Genomic DNA, 24269 nt, shown 5'->3' with positions numbered 1-24269 from the left:
AGGATAACGACATGACCATGCGATTTCTTGCCCCCGCACTCGCCGCCCCCCTGCTCGCGCTCGGGCTTTCGATCCCGGCCAGCGCCCAGTCGGACGATCCCGCTGCAGAGATGACCAAGGGCGAGCGGAAGCTTGCGATGAAGCTCGAAGGGCGCGTCGCCGGCGATCCGGTGGAATGCCTGCCGACCAGCCGCAACGTGCGCTCGAGCATCATCGACAAGACGGCGATCGTCTACGAGCAGGGTTCGACGGTTTACGTGAACTACACCCGCAGCCCCGAATATCTCGACGACGACGACTATCTGGTCGTGCGCAGCTTCTCCACGCGGCTTTGCCGGACCGACACTGTGACCACGCGCGATCGATCGGGGAATTTCTACAGCGGCAACCTCCAGCTGACGCAGTTCATCCCCTACAAGCGGATCGAAGACGAAGGCTGACCGGATAGCGTCGTCATCGTGGGCGAGCTTCGGCGATGGCGCACCCATCTCCTTGATTCGGACCGGGCTTGATTCGGGCTGGGCGCGCTAGGCCGCGCGCCCGGTCTCGCACGGCGCCTGCGCGGCGCAGTTGGCGCAATCGAGCGAGCTGGGGCGGCACCAGGTCTGGCCCACCTTCTTCATCAGCAGGTGATGCTCGTCGTAATCCGCCGCGCTCCACTCGGGCGGCATGGCGGGCATGATCGCCGCATAGGCGCGCGCGGTATCGGCTCTCGGCGGGACCAGTCCCATGCGCTGGAGGATGCGGCGGTGATGGCTGTCGAGCACCAGCACCGCCCGGTCGAGCGTCGAGGCGTTCAAGACCCCTGCGGCGATCTTGCGCCCGACCCCGGGCAGCTGTTCGAGCCAGTCCATCGCATCTTCGGTCGCCATCGGCGCGAGATGCGACAGATCGACGCGTCCGCGCCGCGCGATCAGTTCGGTCAGAGAGGCTTTTAGCCGCTCCGCCGCGATGTTGGAATAGGTCTGGGTCGAAAGCTCAGCCTGCAAAGCCTCCAGCGGCGCCCTGGCGACCGCCTCCCACGTTTGGTAGCGCTCCAGCAAACGGTCGGTGGCGGCGTTGGAAATTTCGGATTTCGTGCGCGCACCGATCACGCCTTGCACCAGCACCCACTCAGGCGCGCGCCGCTCCCGTGGCGCACGTTCGATCCGCCCGAAGCGCTGGATCAGCAGCGGTTGCAGGCGGCGAAGCGTTTCGGTCCGCGGGTCCGGCCCGAGGTCGAAGCTTTCCACCGCCCGCCCCGGCTCAGATTTCGATCGCGATCTTGCCCAGGTGCCCGCCGTCCTCTTCGTGGCGGAAGGCGTCGGCCAGATTGCCCAGCGCGAAGCGGTCGCTGATCTGCGGCTTGAGGCCATTGGCGTCGATCGCGGCGATCATCCGGCGCTGCATCGCGTGGCTGCCCACGGTAAGACCCTGCAGCCGCCCCATCTTGCGCATCAGCGCCGCGGTCTGCACCTCGCCCGACATCCCGGTGAGGATGCCGATCAGGTGGATATGGCCGCCCGCGCGGATCGCGGAGATCGCCTGGTTGAGCGTGCCCGGCCCGCCGACTTCGACCACATGATCGACCCCGCCGCCGGACCAGTCATAGGCTTCCTCGCCCCACTTCTCGTTCGACTTGTAGTTGATCGTGTGATCGGCACCCAGCTTGCGCACCGTCTCCAGCTTCTCGTCCGAACTGGAGGTGGCGATCACCTTCGCGCCCGCCGCCTTGGCGAAGAGCAGCGCGAACAGCGATACGCCGCCCGTGCCTTCGATCAGCACGGTCTGGCCCGGCTGCATCTTGCCGTCCTCCATCAGCGCGCGCCACGCCGTCACCCCGGCGCAGGGCAGCGTTGCCGCTTCGACGAAATCGAGGCTTTCGGGGGCATGGGTAAAGGCGCTGGTCGGCTTGGTCACCATTTCGCGCGCGAATCCGTCGATCCCGTCGCCAGGCGTTCCCTCGAAGCTGCCGAGCGGCGAATCGCCGTCGACCCAGTGCGGGAAGAAGGTGGAGATCACGCGGTCGCCGACCGCGAAATCCTCCACGCCGTCGCCCACGGCGATCACCTCGCCCGCACCGTCCGACAGGGGAATGCGCCCGTCGTCGGTTGGGATCATCCCCGCCACCACGGCATAGTCGTGGAAGTTGAGCGAGGAGGCGTGCAGCTTCACCTTGATCTCGCCTGCTGCGGGATCGCGGGGCTCATCCATCTCGACCACGTCGAGACTGTCGAGGCTGGCGGGATTGCGAACTTTGACGGCTTTCATATCGGGCTCCGGTGTCGGGAGGGGAATCGGGTATCGGCGGGAGGCTCAGGCAGGGACCGGCAGGGTGTCGGACACGCGATCGAGCGTGGGATAATCGACATACCCCTCGGCCCCGCCGCCGTAGAAGGTGTCCTCGTTCGCCTCTTCGTAGGGGCCGCCCGCTGCGATGCGGGCGGGCAGATCGGGGTTGGCGATGAACAGCCGGCCGAAAGCGATCGCGTCGGCATGGCCGTCGGCGATCCATTGCGCGGCCTCCTCGGTCGAGAATTCGCCATTGGCGACGAACACGCCGTCGAACCGCTTGCGCATGTCCTTCACGATCGCGTTGCCCTCGTCCGATCCGCCGCTGCCGGTATGCCCGTTGGGCCGCACGACGTGCAGGTAGGCGAGGCCGCGCCCGGCGAGCTTGGCGGCGGCTTCGGGGTAGGTTTCTTCCGGCCTGGCATCGGACGAACCGCCCGGACCGCCCATCGGAGAAAGGCGCACGCCGACGCGGCCTGCGGGCAGTACCTCGGTCACCGCGGCGACCACTTCGTCCAGCAGGCGCAGCCGGTTCTCGAGGCTGCCGCCATATTCGTCATCGCGCCGGTTGGTGCTGCTGCGCAAGAACTGGTCGATCAGGTATCCGTTTGCCGCGTGCACCTCCACACCGTCGAACCCGGCGCGGGCCGCGCAGCGCGCCGCATGGCGATAATCGTCGAGCAGGCGCGGGATCTCGCTGAGCTCGAGCGCGCGCGCCTCGGGAAACGGCACCGTCGGACCTTCGCTCAGCCTGTCGCCGACGAAGGCCCCGCCCTCGGGCGTCCACACGCTGGCGGAGACGGGCGCGCCGCCTTCGGGCTGGAACACCTGATGGCTGATCGCGCCGACATGCCAGAGCTGGCAGAAAATCCGCCCGCCGGCATTATGCACCGCGTCGGTCACCAGCTTCCAGCTTTCGACCTGATCGTCGGTGAAGATCCCCGGCGTCCAGGCATAGCCCTGCCCTTCGTGGCTGATCTGCGTCGCCTCGGAAACGATCAGGCCCGCGCCCGCGCGCTGCGCATAGTAGAGCGCGTGGAGCGGCGTCTGCTCGCAGTCTCCTGCGGTCGAGCGGCTGCGGGTGAGCGGGGCCATCCACACCCTGTTGGGCGTGGTGATATCCGCCATGTCGAGCGGGTCGAGCAGCGGTGCGTGGGTATTGGTCATGGAAAGCTCCGGCATAGATATGCGCCGCGCAAAAACACGCGGCCATTTGCCGATCACAACGCGGGCGCGAAGCGGAGCGTTCCGTTCATTTTGCAGTGCAGCGCCGGGCTACTCCCGGCTGTCGACGATCTTCACCCCCAGCTCGCCCAGCGCGCCGACCAGCATCAGGAACGACCCCATGATGAACAGCCACACGCCGAGCGTCTGATGCGATTCGAATGCGGGCAGGAAGAGGATGCTGCCGACGAAGAACAGCACGTTGCCCAGCAGGCCGAGCGAGTTGTGGATCCAGCCGAAATCCTTGACGATCAGGCGTAAAGTGCCGTTCATCGGATAACTCCGGTCACTCCCATTCGATCGTGCCCGGCGGCTTGCTGGTGTAGTCGTAGACCACGCGGTTGATGCCCTGCACTTCGTTGACGATGCGGGTCGCCACGTTGGTGAGGAAGCTCGCGTCGAAGGGATAGACGTCGGCCGTCATCCCGTCGGTGCTGGTGACCGCGCGCAACCCGCACACGCTGTCGTAGGTGCGGTGGTCGCCCATCACGCCGACGGTCTTGACCGGCAGCAGCACCGCGAAGGCCTGCCAGATCGCGTCATAGAGACCCGCATTGCGGATTTCCTCGAGATAGATCGCGTCGGCCTTGCGCAGGATGTCGCAGCGGTCCTTGCTCACTTCGCCGGGGATGCGGATGGCGAGGCCGGGGCCGGGGAACGGGTGACGGCCGACGAACATGTCGGGCAGTCCCAGTTCGCGCCCCAGTTCGCGCACCTCGTCCTTGAACAGTTCGCGCAAGGGTTCGACCAGCTGCATGTTCATGCGTTCGGGCAAGCCGCCGACATTGTGGTGGCTCTTGATCGTGACGCTCGGCCCGCCGGTGAAGGAGACCGATTCGATCACGTCGGGATAGAGCGTGCCCTGCGCGAGGAAATCCGCGCCGCCGAGCTTGTTCGCCTCTTCCTCGAACACGTTGATGAATTCCGCGCCGATGAACTTGCGCTTCTTTTCGGGGTCGGTCTGGCCCGCGAGCCCCGCCATGAAGCGCTCCTCGGCGTCCACAACCACCAGCGGGATGTTGTAATGATCGCGGAACATGGTCTCGACCTGTTCGCGTTCGTTCAGCCGCAGCAGGCCGTGGTCGACGAAGACGCAGGTCAGCTGTTCGCCGATCGCCTCGTGGATCAGGATCGCGGCGACCGAGCTGTCGACCCCGCCCGACAGGCCGCAGATGACCTTGCCGTCGCCGACCTGTTCGCGGATCTCGGCGATCTTGGTCGCGCGGTATTCGGCCATGGTCCAGTCGCCCGCCAGCCCGCAGACCTTGTGCGCGAAATTGGCGATCAGCTTTGCGCCATCGGGCGTGTGGACCACTTCGGGGTGGAACTGCGTGCCGTAGAACCGGCGCGCCTCGTCGGCGATCACCGCGAAGGGCGCGCCATCGCTGACCGCGACGATCTCGAATCCTTCGGCAAAGCGGGTGACCTTGTCGCCATGGCTCATCCACACCTGGTGCCGCTCGCCTTCCTGCCACAGCCCGTCGAACAGTGCGCAGGACTTGGTGACGGTAAGGAAGGCGCGGCCGAACTCGCCGCCTTCGCCCGTCTCGTGCCCGGGGCGCACTTCGCCGCCGAGCTGGTGCGTCATCACCTGCTGGCCGTAACAGATGCCGAGGATGGGCAGGCCTGCGTCGAACAGCATGTCGGGCGCGCGCGGGGATCCTTCGTCGGGCACCCCGGCGGGCGAACCCGAAAGGATGATGCCCTTGGGCTTGAGGCGGTGAAACGCCTCTTCCGCCTGCGTGAAAGGCGCGATCTCGGAATAGACGCCCGCCTCGCGCACGCGGCGCGCGATCAGCTGGGTCACCTGGCTGCCGAAATCGACGATAAGGATGGAATCGGGGAGCGCTTGCTGGTCCATGCGGCTGCGTTAGGCTCGGGCCGCGCGATTGCGCAAGCCGGGGGTGGCCATCCGGGGCGCGATTGCAACAAACTATACTCAGTTGAGCCGCACGCATCGGTGAATAGTGCAAAAAAGTGCACAATGCTGCATGTTTTCTCACTTTAACAAAGCGCGACGTAAGATTATTTCCCGCCTCGAGCCGGGCGGTGGGCTGTCCTCTCCCCCCCCTAGCCCACCCCCGGCCATCATCGAAGGAGAACAAGCGGTGCGCAACGTGACCACCCATCTTTTCGCCTTCCTCGTGGCCGTAACGATCAGCGCCGTCGCAATCGGCGCCGCCGTGACGGTCTAATTCCTTTCCGAGGATGGCAATGGCCCGCCCGCTTCACTGCAGGCGGGCCTTTTTGCATACGCGCCCAACATGCACCAGGCGGCGCCAGAGCCGACCATGACGACACGACCCGCGCGACATCATTACTGCAGTCCCGCCGGTTCGCTTGAGCGTGGCTCAACCCCCGCCGAGTGAACCGAGCAGGAAGGCGAGGACCGCGCCGATCGCGGTGGCGATGCCGGCCCAGTAGTCGTCCTCCTTGAAGGCCTGCGGAAAGACCTCGATGGCGAGGCTCGCGATCACCGCCCCGGCGGCGAAGCAGCGGATCGCGCCCAGCTGCGATTCGCTCGCCCCTTCGAGCAGCAGGTTGCCGGCGATCGCAGCGACGGAAAGCAGCACAGCGGTGCCCGCCCACAGCGCGAAGATCTTGCCTCTGGAGCGCCCGTCGCCGCGCATTTCCTTCGCTCCGCCCGCCGCTTCGGGCAGGTTGGACAGGAGGATGGAGCCAGCCAGCGCCGCGACCTCCATCGGCCCCGCACCGATCAGCGCGACGCCGAGTGCGAGGTTTTCGGGGATTCCGTCGAGCGTGATCGCGGCCAGCAGCCCGCCGCCCGAACCGCCTCCCCATTTCGTCTTCACCAGCCAGTCGGCCAGCGTGAAGACGCCCGCACCCGCCAGCACCGCCAGCGCGGCGACGGTCAGCGATCCCCGCTCGATCGAAGGTTCGATCAGTTCGCTGGTGACCGACAGGAGCAGCGCGCCCCCGGCGAGCGCGACCAGAAAGCCTTCGGTCCGTTTGCCGAGCGGCGCATAGAGCCCCCAGGCCGCCCCCAGGAGGAGCGCGCCGGAGACCACCGCCACCACGATCAGGGTCATCATCATCACAGGCCTAACGCGCCCGGTGCGATCGCGTGCCCGGCCGCCGGGCGAGACCCCGTGGAAAAGCCTGCGCTTTCGCGATGATTGGCTTGGGTTTCGGCCCCCGTGTGCCTATATTCGCACGATGGACGAGAACACGAAAAACGGCCGGAATACCGGCGAGTACGGTGCGGATTCGATCAAGGTGCTCAAGGGCCTCGACGCGGTCCGCAAACGCCCCGGCATGTATATCGGCGATACCGACGATGGTTCGGGCCTGCACCACATGGTGTTCGAAGTGTCGGACAATGCGATCGACGAAGCGCTGGCAGGCCATTGCGACCTCGTCCTGATCGAGCTCAACCCCGATGGCAGCGTCTCGGTGGAAGACAATGGCCGCGGCATCCCGGTGGACATGCACAAGGGCGAAGGCGTCTCCGCCGCCGAAGTCATCATGACCCAGCTGCACGCGGGCGGCAAGTTCGAGAACACGAACGACGACAATGCCTACAAGGTCTCGGGCGGCCTGCACGGCGTGGGCGTGTCGGTGGTCAACGCGCTCAGCGAATGGCTCGAGCTGGTCATCTGGCGCAATGGCAAGGAACACTGGATGCGCTTCGAAGGCGGCAACGCCGTCGAATCGCTGCGCGTCACGGGCGATGCACCGCCGGTCGAATCGGAAGGCGACGAAAATGGCCTGAAGAAGGGCACGCGCGTCACCTTCAAGGCGAGCGAAGAGACGTTCAAGAACGTCACCGAATTCGATTTCGACAAGCTCGAACATCGCTACCGTGAGCTCGCCTTCCTCAACTCGGGTGTACACATCAAGCTGCGCGACCGCCGGGGCGAGGATGTGCAGGAACACGACTTGTTCTACGAGGGCGGGATTGCGGCCTTCGTCAACTATCTCGACCGCAACAAGGATGCACTGATCCCCGAGCCGATTTCGGTCTCGGCGGAGAAGGACGGGATCGGTATCGACGTCGCGCTCGAATGGAACGATTCCTATTACGAGAACGTGCTCGCCTTCACCAACAACATCCCGCAGCGCGACGGGGGCACGCACCTCGCCGCCTTCCGCACCGCGCTGACCCGCACGCTCAACAACTACGCCGCGTCCTCGGGCCTGCTGAAGAAAGAGAAGGTCACGCTCTCGGGCGAAGACATGCGCGAAGGGCTGACCGCGATCGTCTCGGTCAAGCTGCCCGATCCTAAGTTCTCTTCGCAGACCAAGGACAAGCTGGTTTCGTCCGAGGTCCGCTCTCCGCTGGAAAGCCTGATGGGCGACAAGATGACCGAGTGGCTGGAGGAAAACCCCAACCACGCCAAGACGATCATCCAGAAGATCGTCGATGCCGCCGCCGCGCGCGAAGCCGCACGCCGTGCGCGCGAAATGAGCCGCAAGGGCGCGATGAGCGTCGCTTCGCTGCCGGGCAAGCTGGCCGACTGCCAGGAACGCGATCCGAGCAAGTGCGAACTCTTCCTGGTCGAGGGTGACTCCGCCGGCGGTTCCGCCAAGCAGGGCCGCGACCGCAAGACGCAGGCGATCCTGCCGCTCAAGGGCAAGATCCTGAATGTCGAGCGCGCGCGGTTCGACCGGATCATTTCGTCGAAGGAAGTCGGCACGCTGATCCAGGCGATGGGCACCGGCATCCGCGACGATTTCAACCTAGAGAAGCTGCGCTACCACAAGATCGTCATCATGACCGACGCCGACGTGGACGGCGCGCATATCCGTACGCTGCTGCTGACGTTCTTCCACCGCCAGCTGCCCGAGATCGTGAAGAACGGCCATCTCTTCATCGCCCAGCCGCCGCTGTACAAGGTCGCGCGCGGGCGCAGCGAGGTGTACCTGAAGGACGAGCGCGCGCTCGACCGCTACCTCGTCGCCGAAGGGCTGCAGGACCGCGTGCTCGACAGCCCGACCGGCGTGCGCGCCGGGGCGGACCTGTCCGCGCTGGTCGATCACGCGCTGCGGATGCGCAACCTGCTCGCCTACGCGCCGCGCAAATACGACACCGCGATCGTCGAGACGCTCGCGATGGCGGGTGCGTTCGATCCGGAAAACCTCGCTGCGGGCGATGCGCTCGACCGCGCGGCGGCGCGCCTGCAGATGGGCGACACCGAAGCGAAGTGGAGCGGCGAACGCTCGCCCGATGGCGGCATCCTGATGAGCCGTCTGTGGCGCGGCGTGACCGACGCCCACCTGATCGAGGAGAAGTTCCTCGAAAGCGCCGAAGCGCGCAAGCTGCACAAGGTCGCGGCCGAAAACCTCGACGCCTATGAAAGCGCGGCAAAGCTGGTGAAGCCGAGCGCGGTCGAGGATACGCCCGAGCCCGATGGCGAGGAAGAGAACGCCACACCCGATCGCTCGCCCACCGCAGGACAGGGCACGATCATCCGCCCGACCCAGCTGTTCGACGCGGTGATCGCGGCGGGCCGCAAGGGGCTGTCGGTGCAGCGCTACAAGGGTCTTGGCGAGATGAACGCGGAACAGCTGTGGGAGACCACGCTCGACCCGGACAACCGCGCGCTGTTGCAGGTCAAAATCGAGGATGCCGACGTGACCGACGAGATCTTCTCGCGGCTGATGGGCGACGTGGTCGAAACCCGGCGCGAGTTCATCCAGGATAATGCTCTCAATGTCGCGAACCTCGATATCTAGGCAAGGCTATATCGGCTTGTCGCCCGCTTCGCTCATCGACGCGAAGTCGGGCGCTGCGATCCCCTTGCTCTCGTAGAAACGCTGCGCTTCGATCATGTCGGCGGCGTAGTCGCCGGTCGGCATGATCGCGGGGCCGATCCCGCCGCGCTTCGCATCGTAATCGATCCAGCCGCACAGGATCGGCACGTTTGCCGCCAGCGCGATCTGGTAGAAACCGCTTTTCCAGCTGCCGGTGACGGCGCGCGAACCTTCGGGCGCGATCGTCAGCAGCAGATCGTGGCGCGCGGCGAACTGCTCCGCCATCTGCTCGACCAGATTGGCCCGGCGGCTGCGATCGACCGGCACCCCGCCCATGTCTCGCATGAAGCGTGCGATCGGCCAGCGGAACAGGCTCGCCTTGGCGATGACCCGCGTGCGCAGGCCCAGATCGTGGGTCAGCCCAAGATAATTGACCAGATCCCAGTTGGTCGCGTGCGGCACCGCGATGATCACCGCCTTTCGGGGCAGCACGCGGGTCGCAGGGCCGCTGACGCTCGCGCGCCAGTTTCCCCGCCGGTAAAGCCAAAGGAACACCGCAAACGTGACCCGCGACAGGGCCGAGCGGGATGGGTCTGCGGCGTTCACATCATCGATCGCATTGAATTTTTCCTCGATCCCCCTCCCCGGCGATAGGGCACCCTTCCCTTGCGTCAACTGCCAAGCCGGTTGCCAAGTGCCGGGCGAAGCGCCAGCGCTGGCGCGCATGGATTACGATGCGATCATCCTCGGCGGCGGGGCGGCCGGCCTGTTCTGCGCGGGCGTGGCGGGCCAGCGCGGGCGGCGCGTGCTGGTGCTCGAAAAGGCCGATGCGGTGGGCAAGAAGATCCTCATCTCGGGCGGCGGGCGCTGCAATTTCACGAATCTGGGCGCGGGGCCGGCGAACTACCTTTCGGCCAACCCGCATTTCGCGAAGTCTGCGCTCGCCCGCTACACTGCGCGCGATTTCCTCGATCTTGTCGAGCGCTACGGGATCGAGTGGCACGAAAAGACCCTCGGCCAGCTGTTTTGCGATGGCTCGGCGAAGCAGATCGTCGCGATGCTGCTCGCCGAGTGCGAGAAAGGCGCGGTCGATATCCGCACCGGTCAGGAGATCGGCGACGTTGCGCATGACGGCGAAAGCTTCGCTCTCGAGGCGAACGGCGAGACGCATTGCGCGCCCACGCTTGTGATCGCCACCGGAGGTCCGTCGATCCCGAAGATGGGCGCGACCGGGATCGCCTACGACCTCGCGCGCCAGTTCGGCCTCAAGGTGGTCGAGCCGCGCCCCGCGCTCGTCCCGCTGACGCTGGGCGGCGAGGACGTGCTGTTCCGCGAATTGTCGGGCGTGTCCGCTCCGGTCGAGGCACGCGCCGGGAAGGCGACATTCCGCGAGGCGGCGCTGCTGACGCACAAGGGCCTGTCGGGCCCCGCCATCCTGCAGGCGAGCTCATACTGGCGGCACGGCGAAGTGCTGCGGATCGACTTCCTGCCCGATGCGCCGCGCGGCTGGCTCATCGAACGCAAGGCGCAGACGCCGCAGGCGACGCTGGCGGGCGTGCTGCGCGAGACCCTGCCCGAGCGGCTGGCGACCACGCTGGCCGACCGGCTCGCGCTTCCCGGTCCGCTTCAGGGTCTTGCCGACAAGGCGCTGAACCGCACGGAAGAGCGGCTGCGCGGCTGGCAGTTCCACCCCAACGGCACCGAAGGCTTCGCCAAGGCCGAGGTGACCGCGGGCGGCATCTCTACCGCCGAACTCTCCTCGCAAACGATGGAGGCGAAGAAGCTACCCGGCCTCTACGCCATCGGCGAAGCGGTCGACGTGACCGGGTGGCTGGGCGGCTACAACTTCCAGTGGGCCTGGGCGAGCGGACAGGCCTGCGGCAGCGCGCTCTGACGCCAGGAAACCTCCATGATCCGCAATTGCCTTCTTGAAGTTGCAACCTGGGCGGAGCAACGCCGCACACCATGATCGCACGCAAAACCCTCGCCGCCTTGCTGGCCCTGTCGCTGGGCGCCTGCGCCACCGTCCCGGCAACGCAGCAGCCCGCACCCGAGCCCGAGCCGGTGACCATCGGCATCGTCGGGCTCAACGACTTCCACGGCAACCTCAAGCCCATCGCACGTCCGGTGAAGCTGGGCGACGGGCTGGAAGTGCAGGCGGGCGGCGCGGCCTATCTTGCCGCAGCGGTCGATGCGGTGCGCGCCAAGCACGACAATACGATGGTGATCGCGGCGGGCGACCTGATCGGCGCGAGCCCGCTTGTCTCCTCGCTCTTCCTCGACGAGCCGACGATCGGCGCGATGAACCGCATCGGGCTCGATTTCAATGCGGTCGGCAACCACGAATTCGACCGCGGCTGGCGAGAACTGCAACGCGTGCAGGATGGCGGCTGCGAGAAGCTGACCCTGCGCGAGCCCTGCGCGGTGGAGCCCGATTTTGCAGGCGCGGACTTCGCCTTCCTGGCCGCGAACGTCGCGATGGAGGGCGGCGGCACGCTGTTCCCCGCCTATGGGATCAAGACGTTCGAGACCCCCGCGGGCGAAATCAGGATCGGCGTGATCGGCCTGACGCTGAAGGAGACCCCCACGCTGGTGACGCCCAGCGGGGTCGACGGGCTGACCTTCGGCGACGAAGCGGCGGCGATCAACCGCACCGTGCCACTGCTGGAGGAACAGGGCGCGGACGCGATCCTCGTCGCGATCCACCAGGGGCTCTACACCGATGTCGGCTTCAACGACAAAAGCTGCGGCGGCGTCTCCGGCCCGCTAATCGGCATTCTCGAGCAGGTCGATCCGCGCGTCGATCTCGTCCTGTCGGGCCACACCCATGCCGCCTATGTCTGCGATTTCGCGCAGATCGATCCTTCGCGCAGCTTCCTGGTCACGAGCGCAGGCTATGGCGGATCGCTGCTGACCGACATTGCGGTGTCCTTCGATCCCGTCACCCACGACGTGGTGGGCATCACGGCGGACAATGTGGTGGTGCAGAGCGCCGCGCCCGAAGACGCCAATCCCGACTTCGCCGCACTGATCCCGCGCAGCGACTTGATCGAATATGTTGCGCGCTATGCCGATGCAGCGAGCGCGGCGGAGCGAAGGCCCGTCGGCCGGATCCTCGGCAACGGCGCGGCGCCCGGCCCTGCCACGGAAGAGACCCAGCTGGGCAACCTGATCGCCGACGCACAGCTTTTCGCCACGCGGGAGGAAGGCGCGCAGATCGCCTTCATGAACAATTCGGGCATTCGCGGCGCGGGGCTCGAACCGGCGCAGGACGGCGCGATCACCTTCGGGCAGATCTATTCGGTCCAGCCCTTCGGCAACACGCTGGTGACCAAGACCTTCAGCGGCAGGCAGCTGCTCGCCCTGCTCGAACAGCAGTTCGATGGCGAAGGCTTCGTGCAGACCTTCAGCGTGTCGGAAGGCTTCGCGATGACCTACGACCTGAGCGAACCGGTCGGATCGCGCGTGGTCTCGGCAACGCTCGACGGCGACCCGATCGATCCCGAAGCCGCCTATCGCATCACGATGAACAGCTTCCTCGCCGCAGGCGGCGACAGCTTCACCATCTTCGAGGATGGTACCGACGTGGTCGCCGGGCCGGTCGATCTGGACGCGATGGAGGCTTTTCTGGCGCGCGCGGCGGTCACGACGCTTCCCGCGACGGGCCGGATCACCGCGGTCGAGTAACGCTCAGACGGTTAGCGCAGGCAGGTGGGGTTCCCCGAACACCACCACCACGAAGCCCAGCGATGCGCCGATCCATGCGCCGAGCAGCCATCTCCAGCCGATGGCGGACCGGCGCGCGGAGAGAAGCATGAGGATCGCCAGCAGACCCACCACCATGGCCGGCACGCCCCATGTGCCCAGCCCCAGTGCCTCGCTGATTCGCGCCTCGTCGTTCGGCGCCTGCACGCTCACGGCGGTCGCAAGAATGCGCATCATAAGCGCAGCGAAGACGATGGTAGGCCCAAGCGTGCCGCCGCGCTTGCTGAGCGCCACTCCGATAATTGCCAGCAGAACGGTGACCAGCGGCCCGGCGGCATCGACCAGCGCCGCGTCCCGCCAGTCCTGCGCCCCGCCGACGAGCGAGACGCTGTTGATCCGGATGGCCGCTTCATAACCGAGCGCCTTGGCGGCTACCAAATGCCCGATCTCGTGCAGCGCATTGCAGACGAGCACGATCGCGGCGGTCAGGCCAACCTGTTTCGCAAGATGCAGCATCGGAATTCCCCCATTTCTGGTTGCGAATGCACCCGAGGTCGGGGGAACCGTCAAGTCGACCGCGTCGAAGGCCCCTCACGGATCGACAGAGCCGTCACCGAGGCCTTCGTCGCTCGGCTGCACGCGGGCAGCCCGATTTTCCTACCCGCGCATCCGGCGCTAGGATCGCCGTCGCTCTTTCCCATCGTCGTCTCGCAACTACTCGCTCGGGTACGCTTTCACGCCCTGCGGAGCGCAAAAACGGCAATATGTCACCCTGTGGGGCACAAGAGCCTGAAACAACGGCGATTTTCGAGGGTGACACGAGGGTGACACGTGTCACCCTGTGTCACCCGTATCGAGCCTACATCCGGAACACGCCGAAGCGCGGGCGATCCTCGATCGGGGCTTCGAGGCAGGCGGCGAAGGCGAGGCCCAGCACGTCGCGGGTCTGCACCGGGTCGATTACGCCGTCGTCCCACATCCGCGCGGTGCCGTAGTAGGGATTGCCCTCGTCCTCGTACTTCTGGCGGATGGGGGCCTTGAACTCCTCGGCCTGCTCCTCGGTCCATGAATCCGCATCGCGGTGGACGGTGGCGAGCACCGAAGCCGCCTGCTCGCCGCCCATCACCGAGATGCGGCTGTTGGGCCAGCTGAACAGGAAGCGCGGCGAGTACGCCCGGCCCGCCATGCCGTAATTGCCCGCGCCGAAGCTGCCGCCGATCAGGATCGTGACCTTGGGCACGGTGGCGGTTGCGACCGCGGTGACCAGCTTCGCACCATGCTTGGCGATGCCTTCCGCCTCGTACTTCCCGCCGACCATGAAGCCGGAGATATTCTGCAGGAACAGCAGCGGGATGCGCCGCTGACACGCCAGTTCGATGAAGTGCGCGCCTTTGACGGCGCTTTCGGAGAACAGCACGCCGTTGTTGGCGAGGATTGCCACCGGCATGCCCCAGATATGCGCGAAACCGCACACCAGCGTGGAGCCGTAGTCCTTCTTGAACTCGTGGAATTCGCTGCCGTCGACCAGCCGCGCGATCACCTCGTGCACGTCGTAGGGCGCGCGCACATCCTCGGGGATCAGCGCGTAGAGGTCTTCGGCGTCGAACTTGGGCGGCACGGGCTCCTGCACCTCCACATCGGTCGCCACGCCGGTATTCGCACCCAGATGGCTGACGATATCGCGCACGATGGTCAGCGCGTGCTCGTCGTTCTCCGCCAGATGGTCGACCACGCCCGATTTCTTGGCGTGAAGGTCGCCGCCGCCAAGGTCCTCGGCGCTGATCTCCTCGCCCGTCGCGGCCTTCACCAGCGGCGGGCCGGCGAGGAAGATCGTGCCCTGATTGCGCACGATCACGCTCTCGTCGCTCATCGCGGGCACATAGGCCCCGCCCGCGGTGCAGGAACCCATCACGCAGGCGATCTGCGGAATGCCGAGGCTGCTCATCTGCGCCTGGTTGAAGAAGATGCGCCCGAAGTGCTCCTTGTCGGGGAAAACCTCTGCCTGATAGGGCAGGTTCGCGCCGCCGCTGTCGACCAGGTAGATGCACGGCAGGCGGTTCTCCTGCGCGATTTCCTGCGCGCGCAGGTGCTTCTTGACCGTCATCGGGTAGTACGACCCGCCTTTGACCGTCGGATCGTTGCACACGATCATCACCTGCCGACCGGACACGCGCCCGACGCCGCAGATCATCGAGGCACCGTTGACGTCGCCTTCGTACATGCCGTTGGCGGCGAGCTGGCCGATCTCGAGGAAAGGCGAGCCGGGATCGAGCAGCCGCTCGACCCGCTCACGGGGCAGCAGCTTGCCGCGCGAGACATGCCGCTCGCGATGCTTCTCCGAGCCACCAAGCGCGGCCTCGGCGACCTTACCGCGCAGTTCTTCGGCAAGCGCCCTGTTATGCTCGAACCGCGCCTTGGCGTCGGGCGCGTCGCGGTCGAGCATCGAGGTGAGGGTGGGTGCGGTCATTCAGGCTTCCATTTCTTCGTCGGCAGAGCTGCGCAGGTCGGCAGGGATGGTGCTCCCTTCGAGCCAGCGGCCCTTCATCCATTGCTTCGTGGCAATGCGCGTGCGGGCGGCATAGTCGGGCGTGTCCAGCCCGACCAGCGGGAGATCGAATTCTTTCGCAGTCAGCGCAAGGCCTGCGTCGTCGAGGTCGCGCCCCGCCTTGACCGCGTGACGCGCCAACTCCAGCTCCTGCCCCCAGAAATAGACCATGTCCGCCTTCGCGTTGGCCTGCATGTCGTGGACCTCTTCGGCGCGGCCCCAGCTTACCATGTCGAGCCAGATGTCGGGCATAAGCAGGTCGACATGACTGTCCGGCATCCAGTCGAGCGCGTCGGCCTCGACGATGCGAACCTTGTCGCCCGCGCCGTCCGGCAGGCGCGCGAACAGGTCGAGCTGGCGATGCATCTTGAGCACCTCGTCGTCCATCTCGACCACCGTCACCCGATCGACTTCGGGCTTGAGAGCTGTCATCGCCGCGACCCAGCCCATGCCGAGGCCGTGGATCACCACGTGCCCGCGCGCGAAATCGACCCCGATCAGCTGGCTCTCGGTCTCCATCGGCGTGATCGACATCCACACGCTGGTGCGGCGCCTGAGCAGGACGAGGCCGTTGACTACCTGGAGGCCGGTCCAGTAGCCTTCGCATACCGCCATCGGCACCACGCGAAGCGCCCATGCGCCGACCTGCATCGGTTCGTAATAGTCGCGCAGCGGATCCGGCGGCGTGACCGGCAGAGTGTCGAGATCGACGTTCGACAGATCGGGTACCTGGCTTCGCGGATGCGGTTTCCCGCCGAATTGATCGACCAATCTATCCTCCCCCCGTTGCGGCCCGGATTGCCCCCGGCCCAGTACTAAGCTGCCACGGTGATCGGATCGCGGCCGATCGGCCTGCTAAGGCTCACCGCTTCTTCACGAACTCGGCGCGCAGGACGAGGCCCTTGATGCCGGGATACCTGCAGTCGATCTCCTGTGCGTCGCCGGTCAGGCGGATCGACTTGATCAGCGTGCCATGCTTGAGCGTCTGGCCCGCGCCCTTCACGGCGAGGTCCTTGATCAGCGTCACCTGATCGCCGTCGGCCAGCAGGTTGCCCACCGCATCGCGCACCTCGACCGTGTCCGCAGCCGCCTGCTTGGCCGCAAGTTCGGAGGCCGGCATCCATTCGCCGCTGTCCTCGTCGTAGACGTAGTCCTCGTCCGCACTCATTCGCCTGCACCGTCGAGATGCTCGGCGAAGAAGGGCATCACGTGATCGGCGAAACGCTCATTCACGCGGTTGGTGTGATCGCCTTCGTAGAGCTCGAAATCATAGTCGACGCCGAACCGGTCGAGCTCGGCGCGCCAGATGCGGTTGCCTTCGAGGAGGAAATCCTTGTCGCCGATATCCATCGCGAACCCGTCGAGCGTGGTCAGCGAGCGCAGGTATTGCGGCAGGATCACCACCGGCGCGTTGGCGGCGATGCGCTGGTTGACCAGCGGGTCGATCGTGCCGTCTTCGCGCAGGCCGGTGTCGGCCTTCAGGAAGCCCTCGTCGGTCGGATCGGGCGACCAGGCGACCAGCGTGGAGATCGCGGCGAGCTGGAAGAACTCAGCGTTCGCGACTTCTTCCGGGCTCATCGCTTCGATCCGCTGCGCGATCTCGGGCGTCATCGCCTGCGGGTCGAGGCAGCACGCGCTCATCATGTAGATGCTGGAGAAGATGCCCGGGTTCTTCATCGCGACGCGCGCGGTGCCGTATCCGCCCATCGAATGGCCCGAGAGGCCGCGGCTCTCGGCTGCCGGGATCGAGCGGTAATTGGCGTCGATCCACGACACCAGGTCATGCGCGACGAAGCCCTCGTAATTGCCCACGGTCGGGCCGGAGGAATAGAACGCACCTTTCCACTTCGAGTCGCCGTTGGGCACAACGAGGATCATCGGGTGCCCCGCCTCGGCCGCCTTGTCGACCGCGGCCGTGAACTCGATGTGATGCTCGGCATAGCGCTTGGGCGAGCCCCAGTAGCCGTGCAGGAAATAGACCACCGGATATTGCGCGTCCGGGTTCTCGTCATAGCCCGGCGGGGTGATGACGTAGACTTCGCGGTCGGCGGTGTTGCCCTCCAGATTGCCCTCGATCGCGGGGCTGTGGACGGTCTCGATCGTGAGCCGCGCGGCATCCTGCGCGGCGGCGGGCATGGCCAGCGCTGCGGCGAGGCCGAGGGTGATGGCGAATTTCCTGAACATCGTGTGGTCCCTTATCCCGCCGCGCCGATGAGCTCGCGCCCGATCAGCATGCGGCGGATTTCGTTGGTGCCCGCGCCAATGTCGAGCAGCTTGGCATCGCGCATATAGCGTTCCACCGGCCAGTCGAGCGTATAGCCCGCCCCGCCCAGCGCCTGAACGCTTTCCGCCGCGACGCGGAAGGCGTTTTCGCTAGCCAGCAGGATCGCGCCCGCCGCATCGAAGCGGGTCGTCTGGTCGGCATCGCAGGCCTTCGCCACCGCGTAGGTGTAGGCGCGCGCCGATTGCAGCGCGACATACATGTCCGCCACCTTGGCCTGCATCAGCTGGAAGCTGCCGATGGGCTTGCCGAACTGCGTGCGCTCGCGAAGATAGGGAATCACGGTGTCGAGGCAGGCCTGCATGATGCCCAGTTGCAACCCGGCGAGCACCACGCGCTCGTAATCCAGCCCGCTCATCAGCACGCCCACGCCGCCGCCGACCGGGCCCATCACGCGATCCTCGGGAATCTCGCAATCGTCGAACACCAGCTCTGCGGTGGGCGAGCCGCGCATGCCGACCTTCTCGATCTTCTGGCCGATGGAGAAGCCGGGATCGTCCTTCTCGATCAGGAAGGCCGTGATGCCCTTGCTGCCACCGTCGGCATCGGTCTTAGCATAGACGACCAGCGTGTCGGCGTAGGGCGCGTTGGTGATCCAGAACTTGGTGCCGTTGAGCACATAGCCGCCCTGAACGGCGTCGGCCTTGAGCTTCATCGAGACAACGTCGGAGCCGGCGTTCACTTCGCTCATCGCGAGGCTGCCGACATGCTCGCCGCTGACCAGGGCGGGCAGGTACTTGGCCTTCTGCTCGTCGTTACCCCAGCGGGCGATCTGGTTGATGCACAGGTTGGAATGCGCACCGTAGCTGAGGCCGAGCGAGGCGCTGGCACGGCTGACTTCCTCGACCGCGACCACATGTTCGAGATAGCCGAGACCGAGGCCGCCATCATCCTCGGCCACGGTGATGCCGTGCAGGCCAAGTTCGCCCATCTGCTGCCACAACTCGTCGCGGGGAAACCAGTCCTCGCGGTCTATCTTTTCGGCCAGCGGGGCGATCTGCTCGTCCGCGAAGCGCGACACGCTTTCGCGGATCATGTCGGCGCTCTCGCCAAGCTGGAAATCGAATTGGGGAGTTGCGCGCATCGGGGAATCCTTCCTGTTTGGGGAGCGCATAGCAAGCGCAAGAGCACGCGCAAACACGGCAACTGGGCGCCCCGAAAGACTTGATAATGGTTAGTGAAGGCAAAGCTTGTGTAGGCAAGCCGTGAGGGAGCCCTATATTCGCGTCAGGACAGGGGGCGATGGATTCACCGATAGACCAGGCGAGCACGGATGCGAATCATCCGGAAGGCGCGGCCGGCGGGCCGAACGAGCGCCAGCGCGAGCTGAGCCGCTACGGGATCGATGCGCTCGAAGACGATCCCGAACTGCGCGCAATCGCCAATTTCGCCGCCAAGCTCTGCGAGACGCCGAGCGCCAGCGTCACCATCGTCGAACAGAGCCGCCAGCGCTTCCTCGCCCGGCACGGAATCGATGGCCGGGAAACGCCGCGCTCGGTCAGTTTCTGCGCGCACGCGATGCAGGGCCGCGACCTGTTCGTCGTGCCCGACACCACGAAGGACCCGCGTTTCACCGACAATCCTCTCGTCACCGGCGAACTGGGCGTGCGCTTCTATGCTGGCGCACCGCTCGTCACCGCAGATGGGACCGAGCTCGGCGCGCTGTGCGTGATCGATACCGCGCCGCGGCCCGAAGGCCTGACCGAGTTGCAGGCAGACGGCCTGCGCGTCCTCGCCAGGTCCGCCGTGCGCCGCTTCGTCAACGAACGCGAGGCGCTCCGTTCGCGCGAGGATGCACGCGAGCGGACCCGGATGCTCGAACTGGTGCTCGATTCGGTGCCCGGCATCGCCTGGTCGGCGGACGAGAAACTGACCTTCGATTTCTTCAATGCGCGCTGGGGCGAGGTGACGGGCACCAAGCCGCCGCGCACGATCGAGGAATGGCGCGACTTCATCCATCCCGACGACTTCGAGGGAACGCAGACTGCGCTGGAGCGGGCGTCCGACACCAAGAAGGTCTTCAGCGACGAGCTCCGTCTGCGCATGAGCGACGGGTCCTATCGCTGGGTGCTGAGCCGCGCCGTGCCGATCCAGTCGGCCGACGGCAGCTGGCGCTGGGTCGGCACGATCATCGACATCGACGACGCGCATCGCCTGTCCGAAAATCGCGACCTGCTGGCGCGCGAGCTGTCGCACCGGATCAAGAACATCTTCGCCGTGATGTCGAGCCTCATCACCCTGTCCGCCCGGCGCGATCCGCAGCTGCGGGCCTTCGCGCAGGAGATGACCGACAAGATCGCGGCGCTCGGCCGCGCGCATGAATTCGTCGCCCCGACCGGGATCAACGACGAAAGATCGCTCCATGGCCTGCTGCGGCAGATTTTCGCGCCCTATTGCGACGCGGAGCAGGACCGGGTGATCGTTTCGGGTGAGAACCCCGCCATCCACGCACGCTCCGCCACGCCGCTGGCACTCGTCTTCCACGAGCTCGCGACCAATTCGGCCAAATACGGCGTGCTGTCGCGCGACGAGGGCGAGGTCGATGTCGCGATTTCGCTGACCGATTCGAAGACCCTCGAGATCGTCTGGCGCGAACCCGGGGTCGCACCGATCGGCGAGGAAGGCGAGGGTTTCGGCTCGCGGCTTCTGAGGATGAGCGTCGAAGGCCAGCTCCAGGGTACGATCGCGCGCGAATGGAACGACGACGGGCTGGTCGTGACGCTCGACCTTTCGCTTCCCGTGCTTGCGGGCTAGCGTCCCGCCGCATGGCATCATCGCTCGCGTTTGAAGGCGTCACCAAACGCTACGACAGTACCGAGGCGCTCGCAGGCATCGACCTCGACGTCGCGCCGGGCAGCTTCGTGGCGCTGGTCGGCGCATCGGGATCGGGCAAGTCGACGCTGCTCAAGACGATCAATCGCCTCGTCGCGCCGACCGAGGGCCGCGTGCTCCTCGACGGAAAGGACGTCGCGATCGGCGACCCGACCGAAATGCGCCGCACAATGGGCTACGTTTTCCAGCGGATCGGCCTGTTTCCGCACATGACGGTGGGCGAAAACATCGCGATCGGGCCGCGGCTCGTCGGCGAAAAGCTGGGCGAGGAACGGATCGGCGAATTGCTGACGCTGGTCGATCTCGATCCCGCAATGGCGGGCCGCCTGCCCGAAGAACTGTCGGGCGGGCAGCAGCAGCGCGTCGGCGTGGCGCGCGCGCTGGCGGGCAATCCGACCCTGCTGCTGATGGACGAGCCGTTCGGCGCGCTCGATCCCGTCACGCGCGACGCCCTGGGCGATCGGGTGCGCGCGCTGCACGACGAACTCGACCTGACCACCATCATGGTCACGCACGATATGGCCGAGGCGCTAATCTTGGCCGACCGCGTGCTGGTCATGGACAAGGGCAGGATCGTCGCGGACGAGACGCCGCAAAGCCTCGCCAGCGGCAGAGGCGGCGAGGTTGCGCAGGAGCTGGTCTCGGTGCCGCGGCACCAAGCCGAGAAGCTCAAGGCGCTCGAATCATGAGCGGCGTGTGGGACGCGCTGATGGGGCTCGGCGACGTGCTGGCACAGCACGTCATCCTTGCCGCCTGCGCGATCGGCCTCGGCATCGCGGTGGCCCTGCCGCTGGCGGTGTGGGCGAGCCGCAGCCAGGCGGTGGCGCGCGGCGCGCTGGGCTTTGCCAGCCTCGTGCAGACGATCCCCGCGCTTGCGCTGCTGGCGCTGTTCTTCCCGATTTTGCTGAGCCTGCGCGCTGTCTTCGGCGAGCGGCTGCCCACGCTGGGCTTCCTGCCCGCGCTGCTGGCGCTGGCGCTCTATGCGCTGCTGCCGATCCTGCGCAACGCGGTGACCGCGCAGACCAATCTCGACCCCGGCGTGATCGAGGCTGCGGATGGCGTGGGCATGGGCTTCTGGCAGCGCCTGCGACTGGTCGAGGCGCCGCTCGCCGCGCCCTACATCATGGCGGGCATCCGCACGGCGGCGGTGTGGACCATCGGCGCGGCGACGCTGTCCACCACCATCGGCCAGCCGAGCCTCGGCGATCCGATCTTTGCCGGGCTCCAGACGCAGAACTGGTCACTGGTGCTGGCGGGCTGCATCGGCAGCGCAGGCCTCGCGATCATCGCCGATGCTCTGCTCGGCACGATCGAGGCGGGCTTCCGGCGGCGCGACCGGCGGCTGTGGCTGGGCGGCGCCATCGCGGTTGCGCTAGGCGTGGCCGCAGCCTTCGCCAGCCAGGCGGACTGGAGCAGCGACGATGGGCGCGACACCATCGTGATCGGGACCAAGCAGTTTTCCGAACAGCTCATCCTCGGGCGACTGGTCGGCGAACAGCTGGAGGAAGCGGGCTACAACGTCGAATATCGCGAGGGACTCGGTTCGGCGGTGGTTGCGCAGGCGGTCGCCAACGGATCGATCGACCTCTATTTCGACTATACCGGCACGATCTGGGCCAACCAGATGAAGCGGACCGACAACCCCGGTCGCGATGCGATGTACGAGGCGATCGTCGAGTGGGAGCGCGATGTTCAGGGCACGCGCGTGCTGGGCAAGCTGGGCTTCGAAAATGCCTATGCCCTCGCCATGCGCGAGGACCGGGCGGCGGAACTGGGGATCAAGACGATCGAGGATCTGTCCCGCGCCGCGCCGCAACTAGTGGCGGGCGGCGATCCCGAATGGTTCGAACGGCCCGAATGGTTCGCGGTGCGCGATGCCTACGGACTGAATTTCGCCAATGAACGCAATTTCTCGCCGACCTTCATGTACAACGCGCTCAGGTCCGGTGACGCCGATGTCATCAGCGCCTACACCTCCGACGGGCGGATCGCGGCGGACAACCTCGTCATCCTCGACGACCCGCGCGAGGCGCTGCCGAGCTACGACACGCTGATCATCCTGTCGCCCGAACGCGCCGACGACGCTCGGATGAAGGCCGCGCTCGAACCGCTGCTGGGCAGCATCAACGTCGATGCAATGCGCGAGGCGAACTTCTCGGTCGACCGGACCGATGGCGAGAAGAAGACCCCGCGCGAGGCCGCGCGCCGGTTGGCTGAAGACGTCGGACTATAGCCTAGGGCCGGGTCCAGGTCTGTTCCTGACAGACCTTGACGATGACCCGGGCACAGCCCTTCACGCTCAGCCTGTTGGTGGAGGTACGCTCGACGATCGACTCGTAGGTCTTGCCCGATTTGGGATCATAGATGTCGCCCCGAAAGACGTCGCCGTCCTGTCGCAGGTTGGTGAGCACGGGCAGACCCATCAGCTTGCGGCTACGCAGGCTCTTTTTCGGGTTGTTGACGTCGCGCTGGTTCGCGCCGTCGGGCGGGGTTTCGAGGAATTTCGAAATCTTGCCGCATAGGGAGGATCCGCAATTGCCGATCGTGATCACGGCATCCTTGTCTTCGGTCACCCACCGCCCGGAAATCGGGTCGGCGGCAAGTGCGGGGACGGCGAGCGCGGCGATGGTGGCGGCACCCGCGAGCATGGTCGGAAGAGTTTTCTTCATAGCGTTCGAACCAATATCCGGGCGCGCCGTTCCGCGACCTGAACGGTCAGTTCAGCCCCGAACCGTCGGGCCACGCCTCGTCCGCGAAGGCGATCACCTTGAACAGCGCGCCCATCTGCTCCGGCGCAACGAGCCTGCTGCGCGCGGCCTCGACCTCTTCGGCGCGATGCGGGGCGGCCTTCGCCAGCGCGCCTGCCCGCGCGTCGATCCCCAACGCGGTCAGCCATTCGTTCTGCGTCGCGCTGCCCAGCACCCGCGCGCCCTCGTGCCGCGCGACGTCCGCCAGCGCCGGGAAATCGACATGCGCGGTCAGATCCGCCGCCCCTGGTTCGGCCAGCGGGTCGACCTTGCGGTGCGCCCTGATCGCCTGGAGCGTCGAGCCCGTCCGCCGGCCGAGGTGGCCGTAGTCGATAATCAGCGCCACGCCTCCCTGCGTCACGAGCCGCCGCGCGATCTCGTGCATGATCGCACTCGCCGCGGGGCAGGTCTCGACGATCGTCCCGGTGTCGGCATCCACCAGTTCGGGTGGGACCGCGCTATGCATCGGCTGGTCGCCCGCCACGAAGCGGAACGCGCCGTCGTCGCCCAGGCCGACCATCCGCTCTCGCCAGCCATCCTCGATCCGCACCAGCTGGCGCACCGGCAGCGCATCGAAGAACTCGTTCGCGACCAGCAGCAGCGGGCGATCCTCAGGCACGCTGGTGAGGTCCTCGTGAAATTGCGCGCCCGGTACCGCCTGCGCCTGCAAGCTGCGCAGCGTGGGCGATCCCTCGATGAAATGGACCTGCGGCGCCAGGCCGAAGCGCGCCATGCTGCGTAAGCCATCGCCGGCCAGCGTGCCGCGCCCCGGGCCCAGTTCGCAGTAGAGCGGATCGGGCGGCGCGCCCGCGCGCGACCAGATGTCGGCCAGCCACAGGCCCACCAGTTCGCCGAACATCTGGCTGATTTCGGGCGCAGTCGTGAAATCCCCTCCCGAGCCGAGAGGATCGCGCGTTGCGTAGTAATGCGCGTTGCTCTCGCCCATGAA

The 24269-nt window shown here is 66.4% G+C and carries 22 protein-coding genes; 7 read left to right on the top strand and 15 right to left on the bottom strand.

Annotation, left to right across the window (positions count from 1 at the left end; genetic code table 11):
* The first annotated feature begins 11 nt into the window (after positions 1 to 11).
* Positions 12 to 440, top strand: coding sequence for a hypothetical protein (locus DL238_RS04595; protein ID WP_234030965.1), 429 nt, complete (start codon positions 12 to 14; stop codon positions 438 to 440).
* Between the two features lie 87 nt (positions 441 to 527).
* Here DL238_RS04595 and DL238_RS04590 read toward each other — a convergent pair whose 3' ends face one another.
* The 6 genes from DL238_RS04590 to DL238_RS04565 all read right to left on the bottom strand — a co-directional run bounded on the left by DL238_RS04590 (position 528) and on the right by DL238_RS04565 (position 6548).
* Entirely contained in the window at positions 528 to 1232 is a 705-nt protein-coding gene (locus DL238_RS04590) for an endonuclease III domain-containing protein (protein WP_115491180.1), read from the bottom strand.
* A gap of 13 nt (positions 1233 to 1245) precedes the next feature.
* Positions 1246 to 2250, bottom strand: coding sequence for a zinc-dependent alcohol dehydrogenase family protein (locus tag DL238_RS04585; protein WP_115491179.1), 1005 nt, complete (start codon positions 2248 to 2250; stop codon positions 1246 to 1248).
* Positions 2251 to 2295: 45 nt separating this feature from the next.
* Complete coding sequence (locus DL238_RS04580) at positions 2296 to 3438, bottom strand: alkene reductase (protein WP_115492769.1); 1143 nt, start codon at positions 3436 to 3438, stop codon at positions 2296 to 2298.
* Positions 3439 to 3546: 108 nt separating this feature from the next.
* Positions 3547 to 3768, bottom strand: coding sequence for a YrhK family protein (locus DL238_RS04575; protein WP_115491178.1), 222 nt, complete (start codon positions 3766 to 3768; stop codon positions 3547 to 3549).
* Positions 3769 to 3781: 13 nt separating this feature from the next.
* The gene (gene guaA, locus DL238_RS04570; protein WP_115491177.1) at positions 3782 to 5356 is read right to left on the bottom strand and encodes a glutamine-hydrolyzing GMP synthase; all 1575 of its coding nucleotides are present in this window, start codon (positions 5354 to 5356) and stop codon (positions 3782 to 3784) included.
* Between the two features lie 490 nt (positions 5357 to 5846).
* Positions 5847 to 6548 carry a ZIP family metal transporter gene (locus tag DL238_RS04565; RefSeq protein ID WP_234030964.1) on the bottom strand — a complete coding sequence of 234 codons (702 nt, stop codon included), beginning with the start codon at positions 6546 to 6548 and terminating at the stop codon, positions 5847 to 5849.
* Between the two features lie 124 nt (positions 6549 to 6672).
* Between DL238_RS04565 and gyrB the strand changes: the two genes are divergently transcribed.
* The gene (gyrB, locus tag DL238_RS04560) at positions 6673 to 9192 is read left to right on the top strand and encodes a DNA topoisomerase (ATP-hydrolyzing) subunit B (protein WP_115491175.1); all 2520 of its coding nucleotides are present in this window, start codon (positions 6673 to 6675) and stop codon (positions 9190 to 9192) included.
* A gap of 6 nt (positions 9193 to 9198) precedes the next feature.
* On the opposite strand, the gene DL238_RS04555 is transcribed toward gyrB, so the two are convergent.
* Entirely contained in the window at positions 9199 to 9816 is a 618-nt protein-coding gene (locus tag DL238_RS04555; protein ID WP_234030963.1) for a 1-acyl-sn-glycerol-3-phosphate acyltransferase, read from the bottom strand.
* A gap of 118 nt (positions 9817 to 9934) precedes the next feature.
* Between DL238_RS04555 and DL238_RS04550 the strand changes: the two genes are divergently transcribed.
* Both DL238_RS04550 and DL238_RS04545 read left to right on the top strand, forming a co-directional pair.
* Positions 9935 to 11104, top strand: coding sequence for a BaiN/RdsA family NAD(P)/FAD-dependent oxidoreductase (locus DL238_RS04550; RefSeq protein ID WP_115492768.1), 1170 nt, complete (start codon positions 9935 to 9937; stop codon positions 11102 to 11104).
* Positions 11105 to 11175: 71 nt separating this feature from the next.
* On the top strand, positions 11176 to 12897 hold the full coding sequence (locus DL238_RS04545; RefSeq protein ID WP_115491173.1) for a bifunctional metallophosphatase/5'-nucleotidase: 1722 nt from the start codon (positions 11176 to 11178) through the stop codon (positions 12895 to 12897).
* Positions 12898 to 12900: 3 nt separating this feature from the next.
* Here DL238_RS04545 and DL238_RS04540 read toward each other — a convergent pair whose 3' ends face one another.
* From DL238_RS04540 to DL238_RS04515, 6 genes are all read right to left on the bottom strand, one after another.
* Complete coding sequence (locus DL238_RS04540; protein ID WP_115491172.1) at positions 12901 to 13431, bottom strand: zinc metalloprotease; 531 nt, start codon at positions 13429 to 13431, stop codon at positions 12901 to 12903.
* A 343-nt stretch (positions 13432 to 13774) separates the two neighbouring features.
* Positions 13775 to 15382, bottom strand: coding sequence for a carboxyl transferase domain-containing protein (locus DL238_RS04535; protein ID WP_115491171.1), 1608 nt, complete (start codon positions 15380 to 15382; stop codon positions 13775 to 13777).
* Positions 15383 to 16231 carry a hypothetical protein gene (locus DL238_RS04530; protein WP_115491170.1) on the bottom strand — a complete coding sequence of 283 codons (849 nt, stop codon included), beginning with the start codon at positions 16229 to 16231 and terminating at the stop codon, positions 15383 to 15385.
* Positions 16232 to 16322: 91 nt separating this feature from the next.
* Entirely contained in the window at positions 16323 to 16628 is a 306-nt protein-coding gene (locus DL238_RS04525) for an alkylphosphonate utilization protein (RefSeq protein ID WP_115491169.1), read from the bottom strand.
* The gene (locus DL238_RS04520; RefSeq protein WP_115491168.1) at positions 16625 to 17644 is read right to left on the bottom strand and encodes an alpha/beta hydrolase; all 1020 of its coding nucleotides are present in this window, start codon (positions 17642 to 17644) and stop codon (positions 16625 to 16627) included. The genes DL238_RS04525 and DL238_RS04520 overlap by 4 nt, the downstream gene beginning before the upstream one ends.
* An 11-nt stretch (positions 17645 to 17655) precedes the next feature.
* Entirely contained in the window at positions 17656 to 18825 is a 1170-nt protein-coding gene (locus DL238_RS04515; RefSeq protein WP_115491167.1) for an acyl-CoA dehydrogenase family protein, read from the bottom strand.
* A 158-nt stretch (positions 18826 to 18983) separates the two neighbouring features.
* Between DL238_RS04515 and DL238_RS04510 the strand changes: the two genes are divergently transcribed.
* Genes DL238_RS04510 through DL238_RS04500 form a run of 3 tightly spaced genes read left to right on the top strand, consistent with a single transcriptional unit; the run spans position 18984 to position 22806 of the window.
* Positions 18984 to 20495, top strand: coding sequence for a sensor histidine kinase (locus tag DL238_RS04510; RefSeq protein ID WP_115491166.1), 1512 nt, complete (start codon positions 18984 to 18986; stop codon positions 20493 to 20495).
* Positions 20496 to 20506: 11 nt separating this feature from the next.
* Positions 20507 to 21262, top strand: coding sequence for an ATP-binding cassette domain-containing protein (locus DL238_RS04505; RefSeq protein ID WP_115491165.1), 756 nt, complete (start codon positions 20507 to 20509; stop codon positions 21260 to 21262).
* Complete coding sequence (locus DL238_RS04500) at positions 21259 to 22806, top strand: ABC transporter permease/substrate-binding protein (protein ID WP_115491164.1); 1548 nt, start codon at positions 21259 to 21261, stop codon at positions 22804 to 22806. Before DL238_RS04505 ends, DL238_RS04500 begins: the two co-directional genes overlap by 4 nt.
* A gap of 1 nt (position 22807) precedes the next feature.
* On the opposite strand, the gene DL238_RS04495 is transcribed toward DL238_RS04500, so the two are convergent.
* Complete coding sequence (locus tag DL238_RS04495) at positions 22808 to 23242, bottom strand: DUF2147 domain-containing protein (protein ID WP_115491163.1); 435 nt, start codon at positions 23240 to 23242, stop codon at positions 22808 to 22810.
* Between the two features lie 46 nt (positions 23243 to 23288).
* Positions 23289 to 24266, bottom strand: coding sequence for a class I SAM-dependent methyltransferase (locus tag DL238_RS04490; RefSeq protein ID WP_115491162.1), 978 nt, complete (start codon positions 24264 to 24266; stop codon positions 23289 to 23291).
* Between the last annotated feature and the right edge of the window lie 3 nt (positions 24267 to 24269).

This window comes from Alteriqipengyuania lutimaris (assembly GCF_003363135.1).
GTDB classification, from domain to species: Bacteria; Pseudomonadota; Alphaproteobacteria; order Sphingomonadales; family Sphingomonadaceae; genus Alteriqipengyuania; species Alteriqipengyuania lutimaris.
This window is presented reverse-complemented; position numbering and strand designations above follow the sequence as displayed.

What these genes read in the sequence shown, in the direction of transcription:
- DL238_RS04515 (WP_115491167.1), bottom strand. Translation starts at nt 18,825, where the DNA reads ATGCGCGCAACTCCCCAATTCGATTTCCAGCTTGGCGAGAGCGCCGAC.
- DL238_RS04505 (WP_115491165.1), top strand. Translation starts at nt 20,507, where the DNA reads ATGGCATCATCGCTCGCGTTTGAAGGCGTCACCAAACGCTACGACAGT.
- DL238_RS04510 (WP_115491166.1), top strand. Translation starts at nt 18,984, where the DNA reads ATGGATTCACCGATAGACCAGGCGAGCACGGATGCGAATCATCCGGAA.
- DL238_RS04540 (WP_115491172.1), bottom strand. Translation starts at nt 13,431, where the DNA reads ATGCTGCATCTTGCGAAACAGGTTGGCCTGACCGCCGCGATCGTGCTC.
- DL238_RS04585 (WP_115491179.1), bottom strand. Translation starts at nt 2,250, where the DNA reads ATGAAAGCCGTCAAAGTTCGCAATCCCGCCAGCCTCGACAGTCTCGAC.
- DL238_RS04580 (WP_115492769.1), bottom strand. Translation starts at nt 3,438, where the DNA reads ATGACCAATACCCACGCACCGCTGCTCGACCCGCTCGACATGGCGGAT.
- DL238_RS04495 (WP_115491163.1), bottom strand. Translation starts at nt 23,242, where the DNA reads ATGAAGAAAACTCTTCCGACCATGCTCGCGGGTGCCGCCACCATCGCC.
- DL238_RS04545 (WP_115491173.1), top strand. Translation starts at nt 11,176, where the DNA reads ATGATCGCACGCAAAACCCTCGCCGCCTTGCTGGCCCTGTCGCTGGGC.
- DL238_RS04500 (WP_115491164.1), top strand. Translation starts at nt 21,259, where the DNA reads ATGAGCGGCGTGTGGGACGCGCTGATGGGGCTCGGCGACGTGCTGGCA.
- guaA (WP_115491177.1), bottom strand. Translation starts at nt 5,356, where the DNA reads ATGGACCAGCAAGCGCTCCCCGATTCCATCCTTATCGTCGATTTCGGC.
- DL238_RS04520 (WP_115491168.1), bottom strand. Translation starts at nt 17,644, where the DNA reads ATGTTCAGGAAATTCGCCATCACCCTCGGCCTCGCCGCAGCGCTGGCC.
- DL238_RS04550 (WP_115492768.1), top strand. Translation starts at nt 9,935, where the DNA reads ATGGATTACGATGCGATCATCCTCGGCGGCGGGGCGGCCGGCCTGTTC.
- DL238_RS04595 (WP_234030965.1), top strand. Translation starts at nt 12, where the DNA reads ATGACCATGCGATTTCTTGCCCCCGCACTCGCCGCCCCCCTGCTCGCG.
- DL238_RS04525 (WP_115491169.1), bottom strand. Translation starts at nt 16,628, where the DNA reads ATGAGTGCGGACGAGGACTACGTCTACGACGAGGACAGCGGCGAATGG.
- DL238_RS04565 (WP_234030964.1), bottom strand. Translation starts at nt 6,548, where the DNA reads ATGATGACCCTGATCGTGGTGGCGGTGGTCTCCGGCGCGCTCCTCCTG.
- gyrB (WP_115491175.1), top strand. Translation starts at nt 6,673, where the DNA reads ATGGACGAGAACACGAAAAACGGCCGGAATACCGGCGAGTACGGTGCG.
- DL238_RS04490 (WP_115491162.1), bottom strand. Translation starts at nt 24,266, where the DNA reads ATGGGCGAGAGCAACGCGCATTACTACGCAACGCGCGATCCTCTCGGC.
- DL238_RS04575 (WP_115491178.1), bottom strand. Translation starts at nt 3,768, where the DNA reads ATGAACGGCACTTTACGCCTGATCGTCAAGGATTTCGGCTGGATCCAC.
- DL238_RS04535 (WP_115491171.1), bottom strand. Translation starts at nt 15,382, where the DNA reads ATGACCGCACCCACCCTCACCTCGATGCTCGACCGCGACGCGCCCGAC.